General features: G+C 41.0%; 17 protein-coding genes and 1 tRNA gene. 4 read left to right on the top strand and 14 right to left on the bottom strand.

The features are described from left to right. Positions 1 to 92: 92 nt before the first annotated feature. Complete coding sequence (gene mnmE, locus Q5076_RS16835; RefSeq protein ID WP_303014856.1) at positions 93 to 1490, bottom strand: tRNA uridine-5-carboxymethylaminomethyl(34) synthesis GTPase MnmE; 1398 nt, start codon at positions 1488 to 1490, stop codon at positions 93 to 95. A gap of 158 nt (positions 1491 to 1648) precedes the next feature. Here mnmE and Q5076_RS16830 point away from each other — a divergent pair, with 158 nt between their 5' ends. Continuing rightward, positions 1649 to 2308: an NAD(P)-dependent oxidoreductase gene (locus Q5076_RS16830; RefSeq protein WP_303014854.1), complete on the top strand. Its 660-nt coding sequence runs from the start codon at positions 1649 to 1651 to the stop codon at positions 2306 to 2308. A 229-nt stretch (positions 2309 to 2537) separates the two neighbouring features. Here Q5076_RS16830 and Q5076_RS16825 read toward each other — a convergent pair whose 3' ends face one another. The 4 genes from Q5076_RS16825 to Q5076_RS16810 form a co-directional block, all read right to left on the bottom strand. Then, entirely contained in the window at positions 2538 to 3416 is an 879-nt protein-coding gene (locus Q5076_RS16825; protein ID WP_303014852.1) for a nucleoside phosphorylase, read from the bottom strand. A 167-nt stretch (positions 3417 to 3583) separates the two neighbouring features. Continuing rightward, positions 3584 to 4585 (bottom strand): flotillin-like protein FloA, encoded by a 1002-nt coding sequence (gene floA / locus Q5076_RS16820; RefSeq protein ID WP_303014850.1) that lies wholly within the window; start codon positions 4583 to 4585, stop codon positions 3584 to 3586. Between the two features lie 23 nt (positions 4586 to 4608). Further along, positions 4609 to 5079, bottom strand: coding sequence for an NfeD family protein (locus Q5076_RS16815; RefSeq protein WP_303014849.1), 471 nt, complete (start codon positions 5077 to 5079; stop codon positions 4609 to 4611). Between the two features lie 3 nt (positions 5080 to 5082). Then, positions 5083 to 6516, bottom strand: a complete 1434-nt coding sequence (locus Q5076_RS16810; RefSeq protein WP_303014847.1) for a tetratricopeptide repeat protein — start codon at positions 6514 to 6516, stop codon at positions 5083 to 5085. A gap of 184 nt (positions 6517 to 6700) precedes the next feature. Here Q5076_RS16810 and Q5076_RS16805 point away from each other — a divergent pair, with 184 nt between their 5' ends. Both Q5076_RS16805 and Q5076_RS16800 read left to right on the top strand, forming a co-directional pair. Further along, positions 6701 to 7447: an ATP-binding protein gene (locus Q5076_RS16805; protein ID WP_303014846.1), complete on the top strand. Its 747-nt coding sequence runs from the start codon at positions 6701 to 6703 to the stop codon at positions 7445 to 7447. A 15-nt stretch (positions 7448 to 7462) separates the two neighbouring features. Next, the gene (locus Q5076_RS16800) at positions 7463 to 7834 is read left to right on the top strand and encodes a DMT family protein (protein ID WP_303014845.1); all 372 of its coding nucleotides are present in this window, start codon (positions 7463 to 7465) and stop codon (positions 7832 to 7834) included. 524 nt (positions 7835 to 8358) lie between these two features. Here the strand turns inward: Q5076_RS16800 and Q5076_RS16795 are convergent. From Q5076_RS16795 to Q5076_RS16770, 6 genes are read right to left on the bottom strand one after another with little or no spacing between them, the layout of a single operon-like run. Beyond that, the gene (locus tag Q5076_RS16795; RefSeq protein ID WP_303014844.1) at positions 8359 to 9372 is read right to left on the bottom strand and encodes an FAD:protein FMN transferase; all 1014 of its coding nucleotides are present in this window, start codon (positions 9370 to 9372) and stop codon (positions 8359 to 8361) included. Between the two features lie 33 nt (positions 9373 to 9405). Next, a complete protein-coding gene (locus Q5076_RS16790; protein WP_303014842.1) occupies positions 9406 to 9987 on the bottom strand; it encodes a manganese efflux pump MntP family protein in 582 nt (193 codons plus the stop codon). 6 nt (positions 9988 to 9993) lie between these two features. Continuing rightward, positions 9994 to 10800, bottom strand: coding sequence for a DUF6048 family protein (locus Q5076_RS16785; RefSeq protein WP_303014841.1), 807 nt, complete (start codon positions 10798 to 10800; stop codon positions 9994 to 9996). Beyond that, positions 10733 to 11290, bottom strand: a complete 558-nt coding sequence (locus tag Q5076_RS16780; protein WP_303014839.1) for a DUF6452 family protein — start codon at positions 11288 to 11290, stop codon at positions 10733 to 10735. The genes Q5076_RS16785 and Q5076_RS16780 overlap by 68 nt, the downstream gene beginning before the upstream one ends. Before the next feature lie 20 nt (positions 11291 to 11310). Beyond that, on the bottom strand, positions 11311 to 12261 hold the full coding sequence (locus tag Q5076_RS16775; RefSeq protein WP_303014837.1) for a glycosyltransferase family 2 protein: 951 nt from the start codon (positions 12259 to 12261) through the stop codon (positions 11311 to 11313). A 30-nt stretch (positions 12262 to 12291) separates the two neighbouring features. Then, positions 12292 to 12843 carry a DUF4199 domain-containing protein gene (locus Q5076_RS16770; protein WP_303014835.1) on the bottom strand — a complete coding sequence of 184 codons (552 nt, stop codon included), beginning with the start codon at positions 12841 to 12843 and terminating at the stop codon, positions 12292 to 12294. Positions 12844 to 13159: 316 nt separating this feature from the next. Between Q5076_RS16770 and Q5076_RS16765 the strand changes: the two genes are divergently transcribed. Beyond that, positions 13160 to 13233 (top strand) — tRNA-Thr (locus Q5076_RS16765). Positions 13234 to 13282: 49 nt separating this feature from the next. Here the strand turns inward: Q5076_RS16765 and Q5076_RS16760 are convergent. Genes Q5076_RS16760 through Q5076_RS16750 form a run of 3 tightly spaced genes read right to left on the bottom strand, consistent with a single transcriptional unit; the run spans position 13283 to position 15351 of the window. Beyond that, complete coding sequence (locus Q5076_RS16760) at positions 13283 to 14365, bottom strand: hypothetical protein (protein WP_303014833.1); 1083 nt, start codon at positions 14363 to 14365, stop codon at positions 13283 to 13285. Between the two features lie 13 nt (positions 14366 to 14378). Next, the gene (locus Q5076_RS16755) at positions 14379 to 14792 is read right to left on the bottom strand and encodes a hypothetical protein (protein WP_303014832.1); all 414 of its coding nucleotides are present in this window, start codon (positions 14790 to 14792) and stop codon (positions 14379 to 14381) included. Then, positions 14776 to 15351, bottom strand: coding sequence for an RNA polymerase sigma factor (locus Q5076_RS16750; protein WP_303014858.1), 576 nt, complete (start codon positions 15349 to 15351; stop codon positions 14776 to 14778). Before Q5076_RS16750 ends, Q5076_RS16755 begins: the two co-directional genes overlap by 17 nt. Positions 15352 to 15449 lie beyond the last annotated feature (98 nt).

The raw sequence follows: 15449 nt of genomic DNA, 5'->3' as shown, positions 1-15449 counted from the left end.
TTATCAACGATACTTGAGCAACAAAAAAGGCGCCCGTAAAGAGCGCCATATTAATTGATTGTAATCAGTTTAACTATTTAATAATCAGGTATTTACTTGCCCACACAAAAATGTTGGAAAATATTTTGTAATACCATATCATTTGTAACCTCACCTGCTATGTCTGAAATGAAGAAAATACATTCTCGTATGTCTTGTGACAAAAAGTCTCCGGAAATATGCGAATCAAGCCCATCTTGTACTCTATGAATAGCTTCTAGAGCTTTTTTTAATGCCTCATAATGTCTTACGTTGGTTACGATAATGTCATTTTGTGTCACTGTAGGTAAGTGGGCGGCATCAATCAGTATTTTTTGTAACTCGCTTGTATTCTCACGTTGTTTGGCCGAGATGAAAATATATTCCGTAGATTTTTTGGGAAAATCTTTTAATAGAGACAATAAACTTTCTTTTTGCTTGTCTTCGATTAAATCCGTTTTATTGAATACTACAATTAAATGTTTGTTTTCACAACGCGGAATGATTTTCTCTGATAACTGTTCTATTTGAGAAATGGCATTTACGGCATCTACCATCCAAAGAACAATCTCTGCTTGGTCTAATTTTTGGAATGTACGTTCGATGCCTAAACTTTCAATCGTGTCGTTCGTTTCCCGGATACCGGCTGTGTCAATGAACCGGAAAGTGATTCCTCCGATGTTGACGGTATCTTCAATCACATCGCGGGTTGTTCCGTGAATATCACTGACGATAGCCTTATCTTCATTCAATAAAACATTCAATAAGGTTGACTTTCCTGCGTTCGTTTCACCGATGATAGCTACGGGAATTCCATTCTTGATAGCATTGCCCATGCTGAAAGAATAAACTAGGCGGGAAATGACTTGTTCTATCTCATCTGCTAGTTTTTTCAGTGCCGAACGGTCGGCAAATTCAACATCTTCTTCACTGAAATCCAATTCCAGTTCAATCATGGAAGTAAAATTCAGCAACTTGTTACGTAAATCAGCCAGTTCTTTGCTGAAACCGCCTCGCATTTGGTTCATAGCCAGCCGGTGGGTAGCGGCGGATGAAGAAGCAATCAGGTCTGCCACCGCTTCCGCTTGGCTTAAATCCATTTTTCCGTTGAGGAATGCACGTTGAGTATATTCTCCCGGCTGAGCCATGCGGCAACCGTTCTTAATTAGTAATTGCATCACTTGCTGGAGAATATAAGAAGAACCATGACAGGTGATTTCCGTACTGTTTTCCCCCGTATATGAATGAGGAGCACGGAAAAGGCTGACAAGCACCTCATCGATAATCTCGTTTCCGTCATAGATACATCCGAAAGTCAGAGTATATGGCTTTTGCTCACATAGTAACTTGTCGGCTTTTGCCGGTTTAAAAATACGGCTGGTGATGGAAATAGCTTCCGGTCCGGAAACACGGATGCTTCCTATGGCTCCCCCTTGGGCTGTAGCAATGGCGCAAATAGTATCTTGATTCATTCTGTTTTCTTTTTGGATAGGCAAAGATAAGAGTTTCTATGTAAAAAATAGAAGGAAAGAGGGGATAGAATCTTATATCGTTCGGTTTATTTTTCTTGAAAAACCAACATTTTATGTCTATGATTGTTAAGATGGTGATGTTATAACTTTGTTGGAATATGAAGAAAATGAAAAAGATTGTCCTTATCGGGGCAAGTGGTTTTGTCGGTTCTGCTATTTTGAATGAGGCTTTGAATCGAGGCTTTGAAATCACGGCCGTAGTCCGTCATCCTGAAAAAATAAAAATCGGTAATGAGAATCTGAAAGTAGTGCAGGCAGATGTCTCCTCACTTGAAGAAGTATGTAGAGTAAGTAAAGGGGCGGATGCCGTTATCAGTGCATTTAATCCGGGATGGAGTAATCCGGATTTATATGATGAAACCATCAAAGTCTATCTGACTATCATTGACGGGGTGAAAAAGGCAGGAGTAAACCGTTTTTTGATGGTTGGGGGTGCCGGTTCCTTATTTATTGCTCCGGGAGTACGTTTGATGGATTCCGGTGAGGTTCCTGAAACTATTTTACCGGGAGTAAAAGCCTTAGGAGAACTTTATCTCAATTTCCTGAAAAATGAAAAAGAAATAGATTGGGTATTTTTCTCTCCTGCAGCAGATATGCGTTCAGGAGTACGTACTGGGCGTTACCGGTTGGGGAAAGATGATATGATTACAGACATTGTGGGGAACAGTCATATTTCCGTAGAAGATTATGCAGCGGCGATGATTGATGAACTGGAGTATCCGAAGCACCATCAGGAAAGATTTACGATTGGTTATTAGCAAAATAGGATGATAAGATAACAGGATAAAAAGACAGAAAATTACCGTTTGGGTATAATGACGCTATAATCTTCGGACGGCACTGCTGTCATTACCTCATAGCATCCTTATTTAATACAACGGTGATATTGGATTTTTAGACCAGAATGAATACAATGGCGACTTGGAACTTAAAGTCCGGCAAATAGCTGCAAGCCGCCATTGTTTTTTGAAATTGCGCCTTGTAATTTTATATTCTGTCGAGAACCGTTTTTATCAGTGTATTGATTGTATTTTTATATCCTGTATTAGCTTCCTTAATTAACCGGTTCGCTATCACCATGCAGACAGTTGTCGCTTTGTGTCCCATCAATCGGCTAAGTCCTGCCAATGCCGAACTTTCCATCTCGAAATTGGTAATTTTATATCCTTTGTATTTGAATGCTTCAATTTTTTCATTCTGTTTCGGGTCTGCCAGCGGAATGCGAAGTTCACGTCCTTGCGGGCCGAAAAATCCTCCGGCAGCGATTGTAATACCGCGTACCATGTCATCTTGGGCAATTCGTTCAATCAGTTCTTCATTGGCGTCGATAACATAAGGAGCGGGAGCGCAGAGGTTTCCCGACCAACCCATGTGGTTGAGGAAAGCACGTTCAAAAGGTAAGTCACATACCGTATTGCGCCCGGCATAAAAATTTAGCAAACCGTCAAAGCCGATAGACTTTTGCGAGCAAATAAATGTTCCGACAGGAGTGTTGGGTTGCAAACCGCCGCATGTGCCGATACGTACTAATTCCAATTGGCGGAACTGTTCTTTTTCTTCGCGCGTGTTGAAGTCTATATTGGCAAGTGCATCTAATTCGTTCATCACGATATCTATATTATCACATCCGATTCCCGTAGAAACGACTGTAATCCGTTTGCCTTTATAAATACCTGTGATAGTTTTGAACTCACGGCTTTCAACTTCGCATTCTTTGTTTTCGAAATGAGAAGCGACGAGTGCAACACGTCCGGGATCGCCTACCAGAATTATTTTGTCCGCCAGCCATTCTGGCTTTACATGAAGATGGAATACCGAGCCGTCTTCGTTGATTATCAATTCGGAGGATGGAAAGTACTTTTTCATGTTATTGAAAGGTTTTAGTTCTTACGATATAGTTACATACACCTATAACATAAAAACGCCGGAACCGGATTTTAAGTTCAAAAAAGAATTTTCTTTTTTCTATGCAAAAGAAGAGAATATATCTGTTTTGAATTGACTTGAAACCAGGTTCCGGCGTTTCTTCTAGTTTATTTGCTCAATGGCTGATTACCAGTGTTGCCTGTTGCCGGTTTTGCAATGTTCTCACGCATTGAAGTATCGGCCTCGATATTTTTCATCCGATAATAATCCATGATACCCAGATTGCCGCTGCGGAAAGCTTCTGCCATCGCTTTGGGAACTTCGGCTTCGGCTTCTATAACCTTTGCGCGTGCTTCCTGTGCCTTCGCTTTCATTTCCTGTTCGGAAGCGACTGCCATAGCCCGGCGTTCTTCAGCTTTTGCTTGTGCAATATTTTTATCGGCATTAGCTTGGTCAATTTGCAAAGCGGCTCCGATATTCTTACCTATGTCGATGTCGGCAATATCAATGGATAGGATTTCAAAAGCCGTACCTGCATCCAATCCTTTACGAAGTACTAGTTTGGAGATAGAATCCGGATTTTCAAGTACGGATTTATGGTTTTCGGAAGAACCGATAGATGACACGATACCTTCACCTACACGGGCCAGAATCGTATCTTCACCTGCTCCTCCGACTAATTGACGGATATTGGCGCGTACAGTCACACGTGCTTTGGCTATCAATTGAATACCGTCTTTCGCAACGGCTGTTACAGGAGGAGTGTCTATGACTTTCGGGTTCACAGACATCTGTACGGCTTCGAATACGTCACGGCCGGCAAGATCGATGGCGGTAGCCATCTGGAAAGGTAATTCAATATTTGCTTTTGATGCAGATACCAATGCATGGACAACTTTTTCTACATGTCCCCCTGCCAGATAGTGGGCCTCCAATTCGTCGCGGGTGATATTCTTTAATCCTGCTTTATGAGCTTCAATCATTCCCGGTACGATGATATACGGCGGAACATTACGTATGCGCATTAAAAACAACTGTATCAGAGAGATATTGACTCCCGATACTTTTGCCGACAGCCAAAGGAAGAACGGCACGTAATGGAAAAATATTATTAAGAAAATAATACCTCCAACTATCAGAAAGATAGGTAAATAGAAAGATGAATCCATTGATGTTTTTTATTAAGTGAATATTATTTTTTGTGTTTCTCAACCATAATTATGCCGTCAGTGATACGGCTTACGACTATCGGAGTCTTTTCATTCAGAAAACCGTCTATAGATTTTACTTCCACGATATTTCCATTGATTTCCGCATAGCCGATTTGCGCCAGGCGAGTGGTGCTTATACCGGCGTCACCCACTTTCACGCTATTTTCCGCACTACGGTCTATCTTAGAGTCAATATTTTTTTTCAAAGCCAGTTTGTCGAGCATTTTTGAACGCATGAACCAGACGAGCGAACCGATACAGGTAATGGCCGATACTCCTAAAGTGACGAAACCTGCTGCCGTGCCTAAATTGGCAAATGCATAATAGTTGGCATAGATAATGCATGCTAATGCGGAGATTCCTGCCAGGCTGATACCCGGTATGACAAACAGTTCTATTAAAAACAGTATCACTGCGGCAATAATGAGAATCGTAATAATAAGTATATCCATAGTTTAGAATAGTTTATTTCTTTGTTTTTCTGTATTTCGTACATTGGTTTCAAGAGTATCCAACTCATTATACATTTGTGACACGCGCTTTTCCAGGTCAAGAATGGCAGGAGTTAATATCGCTTTTTCCTGTTTATTGCTGCCGGCATATCGTAAACGCATGTTACGGAGTTTTTCTTCTTGCCGGTGATAATCCTTTTCCATTTGCCGGTAGTGTTGAAAGAGTGTTTTGGCTTTGGCAGATTTAAAGTCGCTCAAAAGATAATAAGTCGTATTGTCATCAATGACAAACTCGAAATCGGTGATTCTGCGTTCTTGCGGCTTGTGGTTGATGGCGGCTTCCAAGCGTTTCTGTGCTTCGGCCACAGCCTGCTTGTCTTTCCAGGTCTCTTTTAGTGAGTGGATTTGAGCCAAGCGGATAATCTGTTTTTGTTCCATAGCCTCGTAGTTGTAAGTTTGTTTTGAACTATTGGGAATGAAAACGTAGATACATACTTTCCCTTCCGGCTGGTGACGGTCGGAAGCAAACCATCCCAGATTATTGAATTCATCAATAACGTACATATAGTCGTTGTAAGGAGAATTGAAAGGCATGCCGACATTTTCCGGTACCAGATAAGTATCGGTATTAGTGTTGTAACGAGTAACAAAAATGTCATATCCTCCTAAACCTTCGCCGTCACTTGCGTAATAGATAGTAACACCGTCTGCCATGATAAACGGGTAATTAGCGTTTCCGGAATCATTGATACTTCCTGGCAAGGGTTTTCCTTTGCTCCATTCATCTAATAATTTGTTTTTTGAGAAGATATCGAGATTCCCTTTTTCACCTTTTTCGCTATAATAGATTTTATTTCCAATCTCTGTTTCATAGACTGTTCCGGGATGTTCTCCTTCTGTTTTGAAGAATTCGTTGAAAGTGAATAATTTACCAGACTCTTCGCTGATTTTATACGCATTCAGAAAAGTTGTTTTATCTACTACAAAACTGTCGATGATACAGACATCCTCTACTCCTTTTAACATACGGAGGTCGGCTTTGCTTTTTTCCAACAGTTTTTCAGCCTCCTCGGTCGCTCTTTTTCGTTTTTTCAGTTCTGCGATATATTCTTCAAAGCAGTTTACAGCATCTTCAAACCGATAAGTCTCATTGTAAGCCTGCCCTAGATAGAGCTGTCCGCTGGAGACACGTTTTTTAACAGCTATTTCAAGAGGTTTTACGGCCTCTTCCGCTTCTCCGGTTTTTAAGCAACATACTCCATACCAATAGTTATAACTTCCGTTAGAAGGTTGGGATTTTACGTATTTCTTGAAAACGGGCTTGGCTTTTTCATATTCGCCTTTGGTGAATAAAGCACGTGCCTGCTCCAATGTCTGGGCAGACGCTTTACTAAAGAAAAGGCTGCAGATTAAAAATAAAATATATTTTCCTTTCATCGTTTTTTAGCGTTTATGGGTGACGGTTTGATAAATAACAGTATCGTTTTCAGTCACTGGTCGGTTTATCAATTGTTCAAAAGTACAAATTTATTAGAAATAAACCCTTTTTCAGAGATTCTATTATGTTAATTCTTCTTTAAATCATTCTTTTCACTTATTTTTGCAGTCGATTTTTGAAAATATGGCACAATTTACGGAAGAAGAGAAAACTGTCCGTCGTATTGAACGGCGTTTTAACAAAGGGGTGGTACAGTATGGACTGATAGAAGAAGGAGATAGAATTCTTATCGGATTATCGGGAGGGAAAGATTCGTTGGCGCTTGTCGAATTGTTAGGTAAGCGGGCTCATATCTACAAACCTCGCTTTTCTGTCATAGCAGTCCATGTGGTGATGAAAAATATTCCCTATCAGAGTGATGTGGAATATCTGAAAACACACTGTGCGGCTTATGGAGTCCCTTTTGTACAATATGAAACTTTTTTTGACCCAGCTTCCGATACACGTAAGTCTCCCTGTTTCCTTTGTTCATGGAATCGTCGTAAAGCCCTGTTTACGGTTGCTAAGGAATATGAGTGCAATAAGATTGCCTTGGGGCATCATATGGATGATATATTGGAAACTCTGTTAATGAATATTACTTATCAGGGAGCATTCGGCACTATGCCCCCTCGTTTGGTGATGAAGAAATTTGATATGACGATTATTCGTCCGATGTGTCTTGTCCATGAGGCTGATTTGACAGAACTGGCGGTTATTCATAACTATCAGAAACAAGTGAAAAATTGTCCCTACGAGTCACAGTCCAGCCGGAGTGATATGAAAAGAATTTTGCGGCAGTTGGAAAGAATGAATCCGGAAGCCCGATATAGCCTTTGGGGAAGTATGACTAATATACAGGAAGAATTGTTGCCGGATAAAATAGATTAATTAAAATAGAGTGTTATGAAAGGGATATATACAATTTTGCTGCTTATCGTATCCAATGTCTTTATGACTTTTGCGTGGTACGGGCATTTGAAGATGAGGCAGGAATATTCTTGGTTTGCCTCTCTTCCGCTGATAGGCGTCATTGTATTCAGTTGGGCCATCGCTTTTTTTGAATATTCGTGTCAGATTCCCGCAAATCGTATTGGGTTTGTCGGTAATGGAGGTCCGTTTTCGCTGATGCAGTTGAAAGTTATTCAGGAAGTAGTAACTCTGATTGTTTTTACAGTATTTACGACTGTTTTTTTCAAAGGTGAAACATTGCATTGGAATCATTTGGCAGCATTTGTATGTTTGATTGCAGCCGTATATTTCGTATTTATGAAATAATTGCGGGCGGCCAGTCTCCTGGATGGTTGTTGTTTTAGCCGTTTTGATACATTGTTAAATAAATCAGGAATATAAGTTATCCGACTTTTATTCCTGATTTATCTTTTTGCAACCGATTCGGTTTTGTTTCAATTTAACTGCGCATCCTGTTTGAGCCACAATCGCCAGAATATCCTCTAAAGGCATTGTAGTTTTTTCTCTTAATATGTTCATAGCAGTAGATGCTGCTCAGATTGCAAGCTTCTGTCATATAAAAGGTACATGTGCACCTTTTTAATTTTTCAAATCTGTATCTAATGGAGGGAAGAGTTGGCGATTCATTTTCTCTCTTTATTTATTTTAATATCTTCGGAAGAGAGGGAGAAAAAATCAAATTCAAGCATGGTCGATATTCTGGTGAGAGTGTCTGTGTCCACAGAATATTTTTCTTGTTCTCATGGATATTAATCATCCCTGCTTAATTTTTCAAGCTGTTTGGCAGATTTGAAAAATTAAGCAGGGACGATGCCCATAACGTCGTAGTGCTATGGTTGCGCTATGTATTTTTTCATCCCTTCCGTATAATAGGTCTCGAAATTTCCTTTTTCTCCGCTATAAATGAAATAAGCGTCTATTTTAGGATTAGCTTTACAGAACTCCTCCGCTTTTTCCAGTCCCATCACCATAAATGCGGTAGCCAGAGCGTCTGCAGTCATGCAATCTTCTGCAATCACTGTGGCGGACAGGATATTGTGCTGTACGGGATAGCCGGTTCTCGGGTCGATGGTGTGCGCGTATTTTTTTCCGTCTTTATAATAAAAGTTACGGTAATTTCCGGAAGTAGCCATACCGAGATTGCTCACTTCCAGTACTGTTTGTATATCCTGTTTTACAGAAAGAGAGTCGTCAATCGGTTTGTTGATTCCGATACGCCATCGGTCATTTTTAGGATTTATTCCTTTTACTACAACTTCGCCGCCGATGTCTACCATATAGTTTTTTATTCCTTTGCGGTCAAGCAATTGCGCCACTACATCTACTGAATATCCTTTGGCTACAGCGCTGCAACTTAACATGATGCGGGGGTCTTGTTTGATGACTTTGCCATTCTCCAGTGTTACTTTTTCATATCCCGTGATTTGCAATAAACTGTCTATCATGATGGAATCCGGAAAAGCTCCTTTCTTAAATCCGAATCCCCAGGCATTGGCAAGCGGGGCTACCGTAATATCGAAAGCCCCTTGGGTTTCACGGGAGATTTCCATCGAACGGTTGAAACATTTCTGAAAAAAAGTATCTGCCACTATTTCTTCATTGCGATTTACACGGCTGATAACCGAACTGTCATTGAAAGGTGATAGTGAAAAGTCAAAACGTTTCAGCTCGGCTTCTATCTCCGCTTTTAAATCGCTGTCAGATTGATAAGTGATATTATATATCGTTCCGAATACCAAACCTTTGATGTTGTAATAATCGGCTTGGGGGTTGTGTCTGGCCAATATCCAGATTGTTGCTAAAATCAGGAATGCCAGCCAAAGAAAACTTTTTTTTGAGTTCATATATTTCTCTATTTGATAAAAATACCTTTTCTTTTATTGAAAAAACAAATGTTCCACCAGTATCTTTGTTCCGATGATAATCAGGATAATTCCTCCCCATAATTCGGCTTTCAGTTTTCGGGCTATTCCGCTTCCGCATTGAATGCCGAAAACCAAGCCGATAAGCGACATGGCAAAAGAAACAAAACCTATGATACAGATAGGAGGGAGGATTTCGGTATATTTCCGGACTCCCAGAAAGGCAAAGGAAATACCTATAGCCAATGCATCTATGCTTGTCGCTATAGCCATTGTCAGCACCACTTTCAGTCTGGCCGGATTGAATAATTGACAACATTCCTCTTCTTTGAAAGATGCTAAAATCATTCTGCCGCCCAAGAAAGCGAGAATAGCAAAAGCAATCCAATGGTCTACGCTCTCTATCAGATGGCTGAAATTTTTAGCGAACATCCAGCCGATGAATGGCATGAGAGCTTGGAAAAATCCGAAAGTAAAAGCCATAACCAACATCGGTTTCCATCGGGTACGTTTCAAAATAATGCCGCTTGCAATCGAAACAGCGAAACAGTCCATCGCTAAACCTATTGCAAGCAACCAAATCTCTAGTCCTGTCATTGTATTTTAAAGGGGTAATTTATAAATAAGGGAATAAGTGATTCCCATATTGTTTGATTTAAATTTTCCGTAGCCGGGCACATACCAAGGGTCTCCGTATTCTCCCGTAGAGGCTTTGGTTTTATATTTGACACGTACTGACCAACCCATATTGAAATTTTTATAAATACGTACCTTTACGCCTAATACTATTTCAAGCCACTGTACGGAAGCTTTCATTCCCTGATGGTCGAATGGAATGCTTCCTCCCCAATAATCATCTTCTAAACCGGGGTTGCCGATATTGTCTCCCCAAATCGGGTCATTTGCCGGCATGGTGGATACGTCGTACTTGAATGAGGTAAATGCGTAACGGATACCTGCATATAAGAAACTGTTTTTCTCTTTCTTTTTTGCCATTGTGTTGTAGTCCACACCAATACGGAAAAATGGGGCCGTCTTGTTTTTATAATGTATTCCCGTTTCGCTCCACGTATCCGTTCCACCCATACCAAATTCAAAGGTCGGGATGAACTTGTTCTTCAGGTTGACTCCTATGCTGACTTCCGAACTCATAAAGTCGCTTCCCAAAAGTTTGCTTCCGATACCATACAAGTCCACACCGACATACGTCCCGTTATAGAACGGGATGGTATCTATTTCGGCAACTTCCTTTTTTTTCTGTTCTCTCTTGGGAGTTTGGACAGGACGTTGCTGTTGTTGTGCTACCAGAGGAAGAACCCCGAGGCAAAAGAGCAGCAATAGACTAATCAGTTCCCTCTTCCGGTGTCCGGTCACGGTAGTCAAAGAATATCTGCAGATTCTCAATTTCATTAGTATTGGCTTCTTTATTACGTAAGTAGAGTGAGTCTATATCTTCCGTACTATTCTTTGTTTCATTACGGAAGGCGGCACTGATAATATTTTGTTTCATCATGTACCCGCATTCCATCGACTGGAAATAGGGAGTATTTTCTTGGACGATATATAATGTATCTGCATCGTCCCAGTTACGTACCGGGTCATACCGGAGGATAAATACGGTAGAGTCGCTCGTGTACCGTAACGGCAACATGAGCGTATGTACCTTTTTCTCGTTGTTGAGAATAATGGAATCGGTTCCCAAGGCAGTGACGGTCAATGAATCGAGTGTGTCGTTTAACACAAGATCCGGGTTAAGACTTTTGTCGATAGTCTTGAATGTGCAATACATCATTGGGCGTCCCGCCAATGAACAGTCGTTTTCGTCCGAGCACGAACTGTAGATGCCGATAGAGCCGCTAACGGTCAGCAATATGAGAAAGATACGAATTAAATTCTTCATAATCGGTGATTGAGTGTGAATCAAATTTTCTTTTCTATCTGGTAGTTATTCCGTTCCGGTGCGTTGCGTGAGATTAATTCACCCAAAAAACCGGCCAGAAACAATTGCGTACCTATAATCATTGCCGTAAGTGACAAATAAAAATAGGGTGAATCGGTCACTAAGCGATAGGGGAGTCCGTTATACATGGCATATAGTTTACTGGCGCCCACGATGATGACGGAAATCATTCCGATTAAAAACATCAGCGAACCCAGCAAACCGAAAAAATGCATCGGTTTAACCCCGAATCTGGAAAGAAACCATAGAGAAATCAAATCCAGGTATCCGTTGACAAAACGGTTTAGCCCGAATTTGGTTGTGCCGTATTTGCGTGCCTGGTGATGCACCGCTTTTTCGCCGATTTTCTTAAATCCGGCATTCTTTGCCAGATAGGGAATATAACGATGCATTTCGCCGTAAACTTCGATATGTTTAATTACATCTTTACGGTAAGCTTTTAGTCCGCAGTTGAAGTCGTGTAAATTTTTGATGCCGGAGACCTTGCGTGCGGTAGCGTTGAACAGTTTGGTCGGCAGTGTCTTTGATAACGGGTCGTATCTTTTTTGTTTCCATCCGGATACAAGATCATAACCGTCTTTTGTAATCATTCGGTAGAGTTCGGGAATTTCATCCGGACTATCCTGCAGGTCGGCATCCATCGTAATAACCACATCGCCTTGCGCTTCCGCGAATCCGCAATAAAGCGCAGGTGATTTGCCATAATTGCGCCGGAACTTGATACCTTTGACACAATCCGACTGGGCTTTGAGCCTTTCTATCACTTCCCATGAACGGTCTGTGCTTCCGTCGTTTACGAAAATCACCTCATACGAGAATCTGTTGGCTTGCATTACCCGTTCTATCCAAGCGTAGAGTTCAGGCAGCGACTCTTCTTCATTGAATAATGGGACTACAACTGATATATCCATTTTATTAGTTACTATTTACGAATTGCGGTTTTACGATTGAGACAGTCCGCCGGTTCCCGGTTTGGCTCTTTTCATAACCATCAGTCCGGTTGGAATAGCCAGGATACTTCCCCAGAATACATCCCATGACAATAACTGCATGGTGATATTGATTGAAGTAAGTGAACGGGCGGTATCTATCGTTTCTTTTATAATTTCCTTATTTTCTACCAGGGAAGGCGTATTTGCCATCAGTTCGTCCCAAAGCTGGATGTATGAATTGACAATGAAACCGTGGTCTATGAATTGGAAATAGATATAGTGTGCCACAGCCACCAATAAGGAGGCAAACATGTACATGAATATGGTGAAAAGCACGGCATGGGAAAATTGTATGCTTCCCCCGCATATTTTATCCCGGTACATTTTTACGTAGTGGTATCCCATAAATGGTACGGCTAATGTCAGTATTACAAATAACAATGAAAGGAACGGGATATGGAATCCTAATGGAAATAATATGAATTTCAATATCCAATAAATTCCCATATACGTGCCGAAATGCATGGCGTATTTTTGTAAATAGCTTCTGTTTTCTATCATCTTTATTTATAAATTGCGCACAAAGGTACAAATAATCTCGGTTGATAGGGGGAATATGGTTGTTAAAGTTAATAAAGCAATAAAAGTTGCTGTCTGAATATTTTTTTTCTGTTTTTAATTGCTTGAAATGTAATCGGTTAATAACTCTTGGCGGAAAAAAGTTTCTTATATCTATTGTAGAATTCATAAAAATGCCTACCTTTGCAACCGCAAAACGGGTAAGTCCTATACGGCCAGCTCCCTTCGAATCCTCCAGGGCTTGATCGCAGCAAAGGTAGTTGGTTGTAGCGGCGCGATATAGTAAGCTTACCCACCCGCCTCTTTAGCTCAGTTGGCCAGAGCACGTGATTTGTAATCTCGGGGTCGTTGGTTCGAATCCGACAAGAGGCTCAAAAAAACATCCGGGTAAAGTTACCCGGATGTTTTTTTATATTCGTAATCAAGAATGCCGTTTGTGTAATCTTATAAAAATTCCCAGAGCCGCCAGGATAATAAGCAATGTAACCCCGAATGCCCAGTAATTGATAGTCCGTGATTCTGCTGTAAGTGCATAATTGCCTCCCAAAAGGCGGAAGCCGTCTACTTTCCAGATGACAGAATTATTATTTATGCTTCTGGCATTGGAAGAGAGCAGTTTACCGGGCATTGTCAATTCAAATTGTATGGCGTGGTAGAGAACTTCGGCGATTTTGTTTTTCTCTTCACACATGTTGTCCATCGCCTCTTTATTGGTTTCATATAATTCCGAATAAAAGTTGGTTTGGCAAACTTTGTCAAAGAAGCTGCAGATATCATCTGTTCCGACATCTGCTGGCATGCCTTTCCTCGAAAACAGATTTTTGTAAACGGTGTTTTTGTATTTATCCGGGAAGTTCGTATAAAGTGTGTCACCCTGCATGGAAGCGAAATGACGGATCACTTCTACGTTGATTTCATATTGGCTGCGGCTATACCATTCACCGAATTTTTCTTCGATTCTGTCCAATTCATTATTCAATTCTATTCCGTTCAAACCGTTATATGCATTGTTGTCTCCGCAAAACCAGATGGCTTGTTCCTCTTTGCTCATGTAGTTATCAAGAGGTATGGGGCCTTTATCCGGAAGTTCTTTGTAAAAAGCGGTATAAGTATAATAGGTGTAAAACCATCTGAAACTTTTCTTCAACCGTTCTGTGGGTATAGCCAGTGAACTCATGTGTTCTTTCCCTTGGGCGGCGGAGAAATATTCCCCGTCGATGACCGGGAATCTTCCGCAAACCTTTACATTCAGATTTTCTTCTTCTTCCCAGAAATTGAATTTCATTGTGGAGTCCAGAGGGAGTATCTGCCAGTTTGTATCTATCTGAAAAAGGAAAGGATTGTGGCTCTTGTCTCCTGCCATGAAAGTGGAATCTCCTTGTGCGTAGACTTCTCTATACATACTGCCGTCACTTTCTATTCGCGATGTCATTCGGTAGTAGGTACTGCAGGATGTTGTACCTAGCAACAATAGTGCTATTGTGAATGAATGGTTTGTTTTCATATCTTTCATTTGTTTACTTTAATCGGTATTCTTTGATGAATCGGCTTATTCGCGCTTGTCGGAGTTGCTTCCGTTGCGTGTATTGAGAAGACAGATACTTGTTTTTCTCCAGAGGCTTCATTTCATCCCAGTTGTCCGGTAATGAGTGTGAGGGGCTGTTTGTCCGGTTGAGATATTCATTCTGTGTCTCTGCCTGTTGGACGGTTGGCAGAAAACAAGTATCATTGATGAATAACAGGAGTAACACTGCGGCTGCAACCCCTGATAGCCAGGCGCCGACCAGGTATTTTTTCCTTTTGCTTCCTGAAGAAATCCGAGAGATTCTGTTCAGGATTGTTGTTGTCAGTTCTTCCGGGTTTTCTAATACCGGCTGTCGGATTTTGAGCTCGGTCAGCCATTTTTCATATTGCTTATCCTCTTGTTTCATATTCGGAGTCTAATTGATTTATTTTATTACGTATATTTTTCCGTGCCAGATACAAAGTGCTTTTTATCTTTTCCGGTGATAAACCAGTGATACTCTGAACTTCCTCCACTTCCAATTCTTCTACGTCGCGAAGCATAAAGACTAATTTCTGTTGTGGCGGCAGTTCGTTGGTATAGCTCAATATCAGTTCTTTCAACTGCTTGTTGGAAAGCGATATTTCAATATTATCGTTTGAAGGGATATTGGCTGAATCGGAGAATGCACATTCTTTATCCAGGGGAGAGTGTTGCAGTGTACGCAAGCGGTCATAGCAGGCGTTGCAGGTGATTTTATAAAGCCAGGTCGAAAAACGTTTTTCCCTGTCGTATGTTTTCAGGGATAACCAGACTTTCACAAATGTTTCCTGTGTCGCATCTCTGGCCTCGTCTTCATCGCAAAGCAGCCGGAAAGCAAGTCGGAACACCAGTAACTGGAATTCGGAGACCAATCGGGTGAAAGCCTCTTTATCGTCCCGTTGACTCCGGTCTACCAACTGCTGTATTTCTTCCTGATTCATCATTATTTGTTCCCGTTTATAATATGATACGTAGTAAAATGTTTCCGGTCGTTTGCGAATTATCAAATATACGAAAAAAAAAGAGATGTAGGTAACTTGCA

This window comes from uncultured Bacteroides sp., assembly GCF_958445495.1.
Lineage (GTDB): Bacteria > Bacteroidota > Bacteroidia > Bacteroidales > Bacteroidaceae > Bacteroides.
This window is presented reverse-complemented; position numbering and strand designations above follow the sequence as displayed.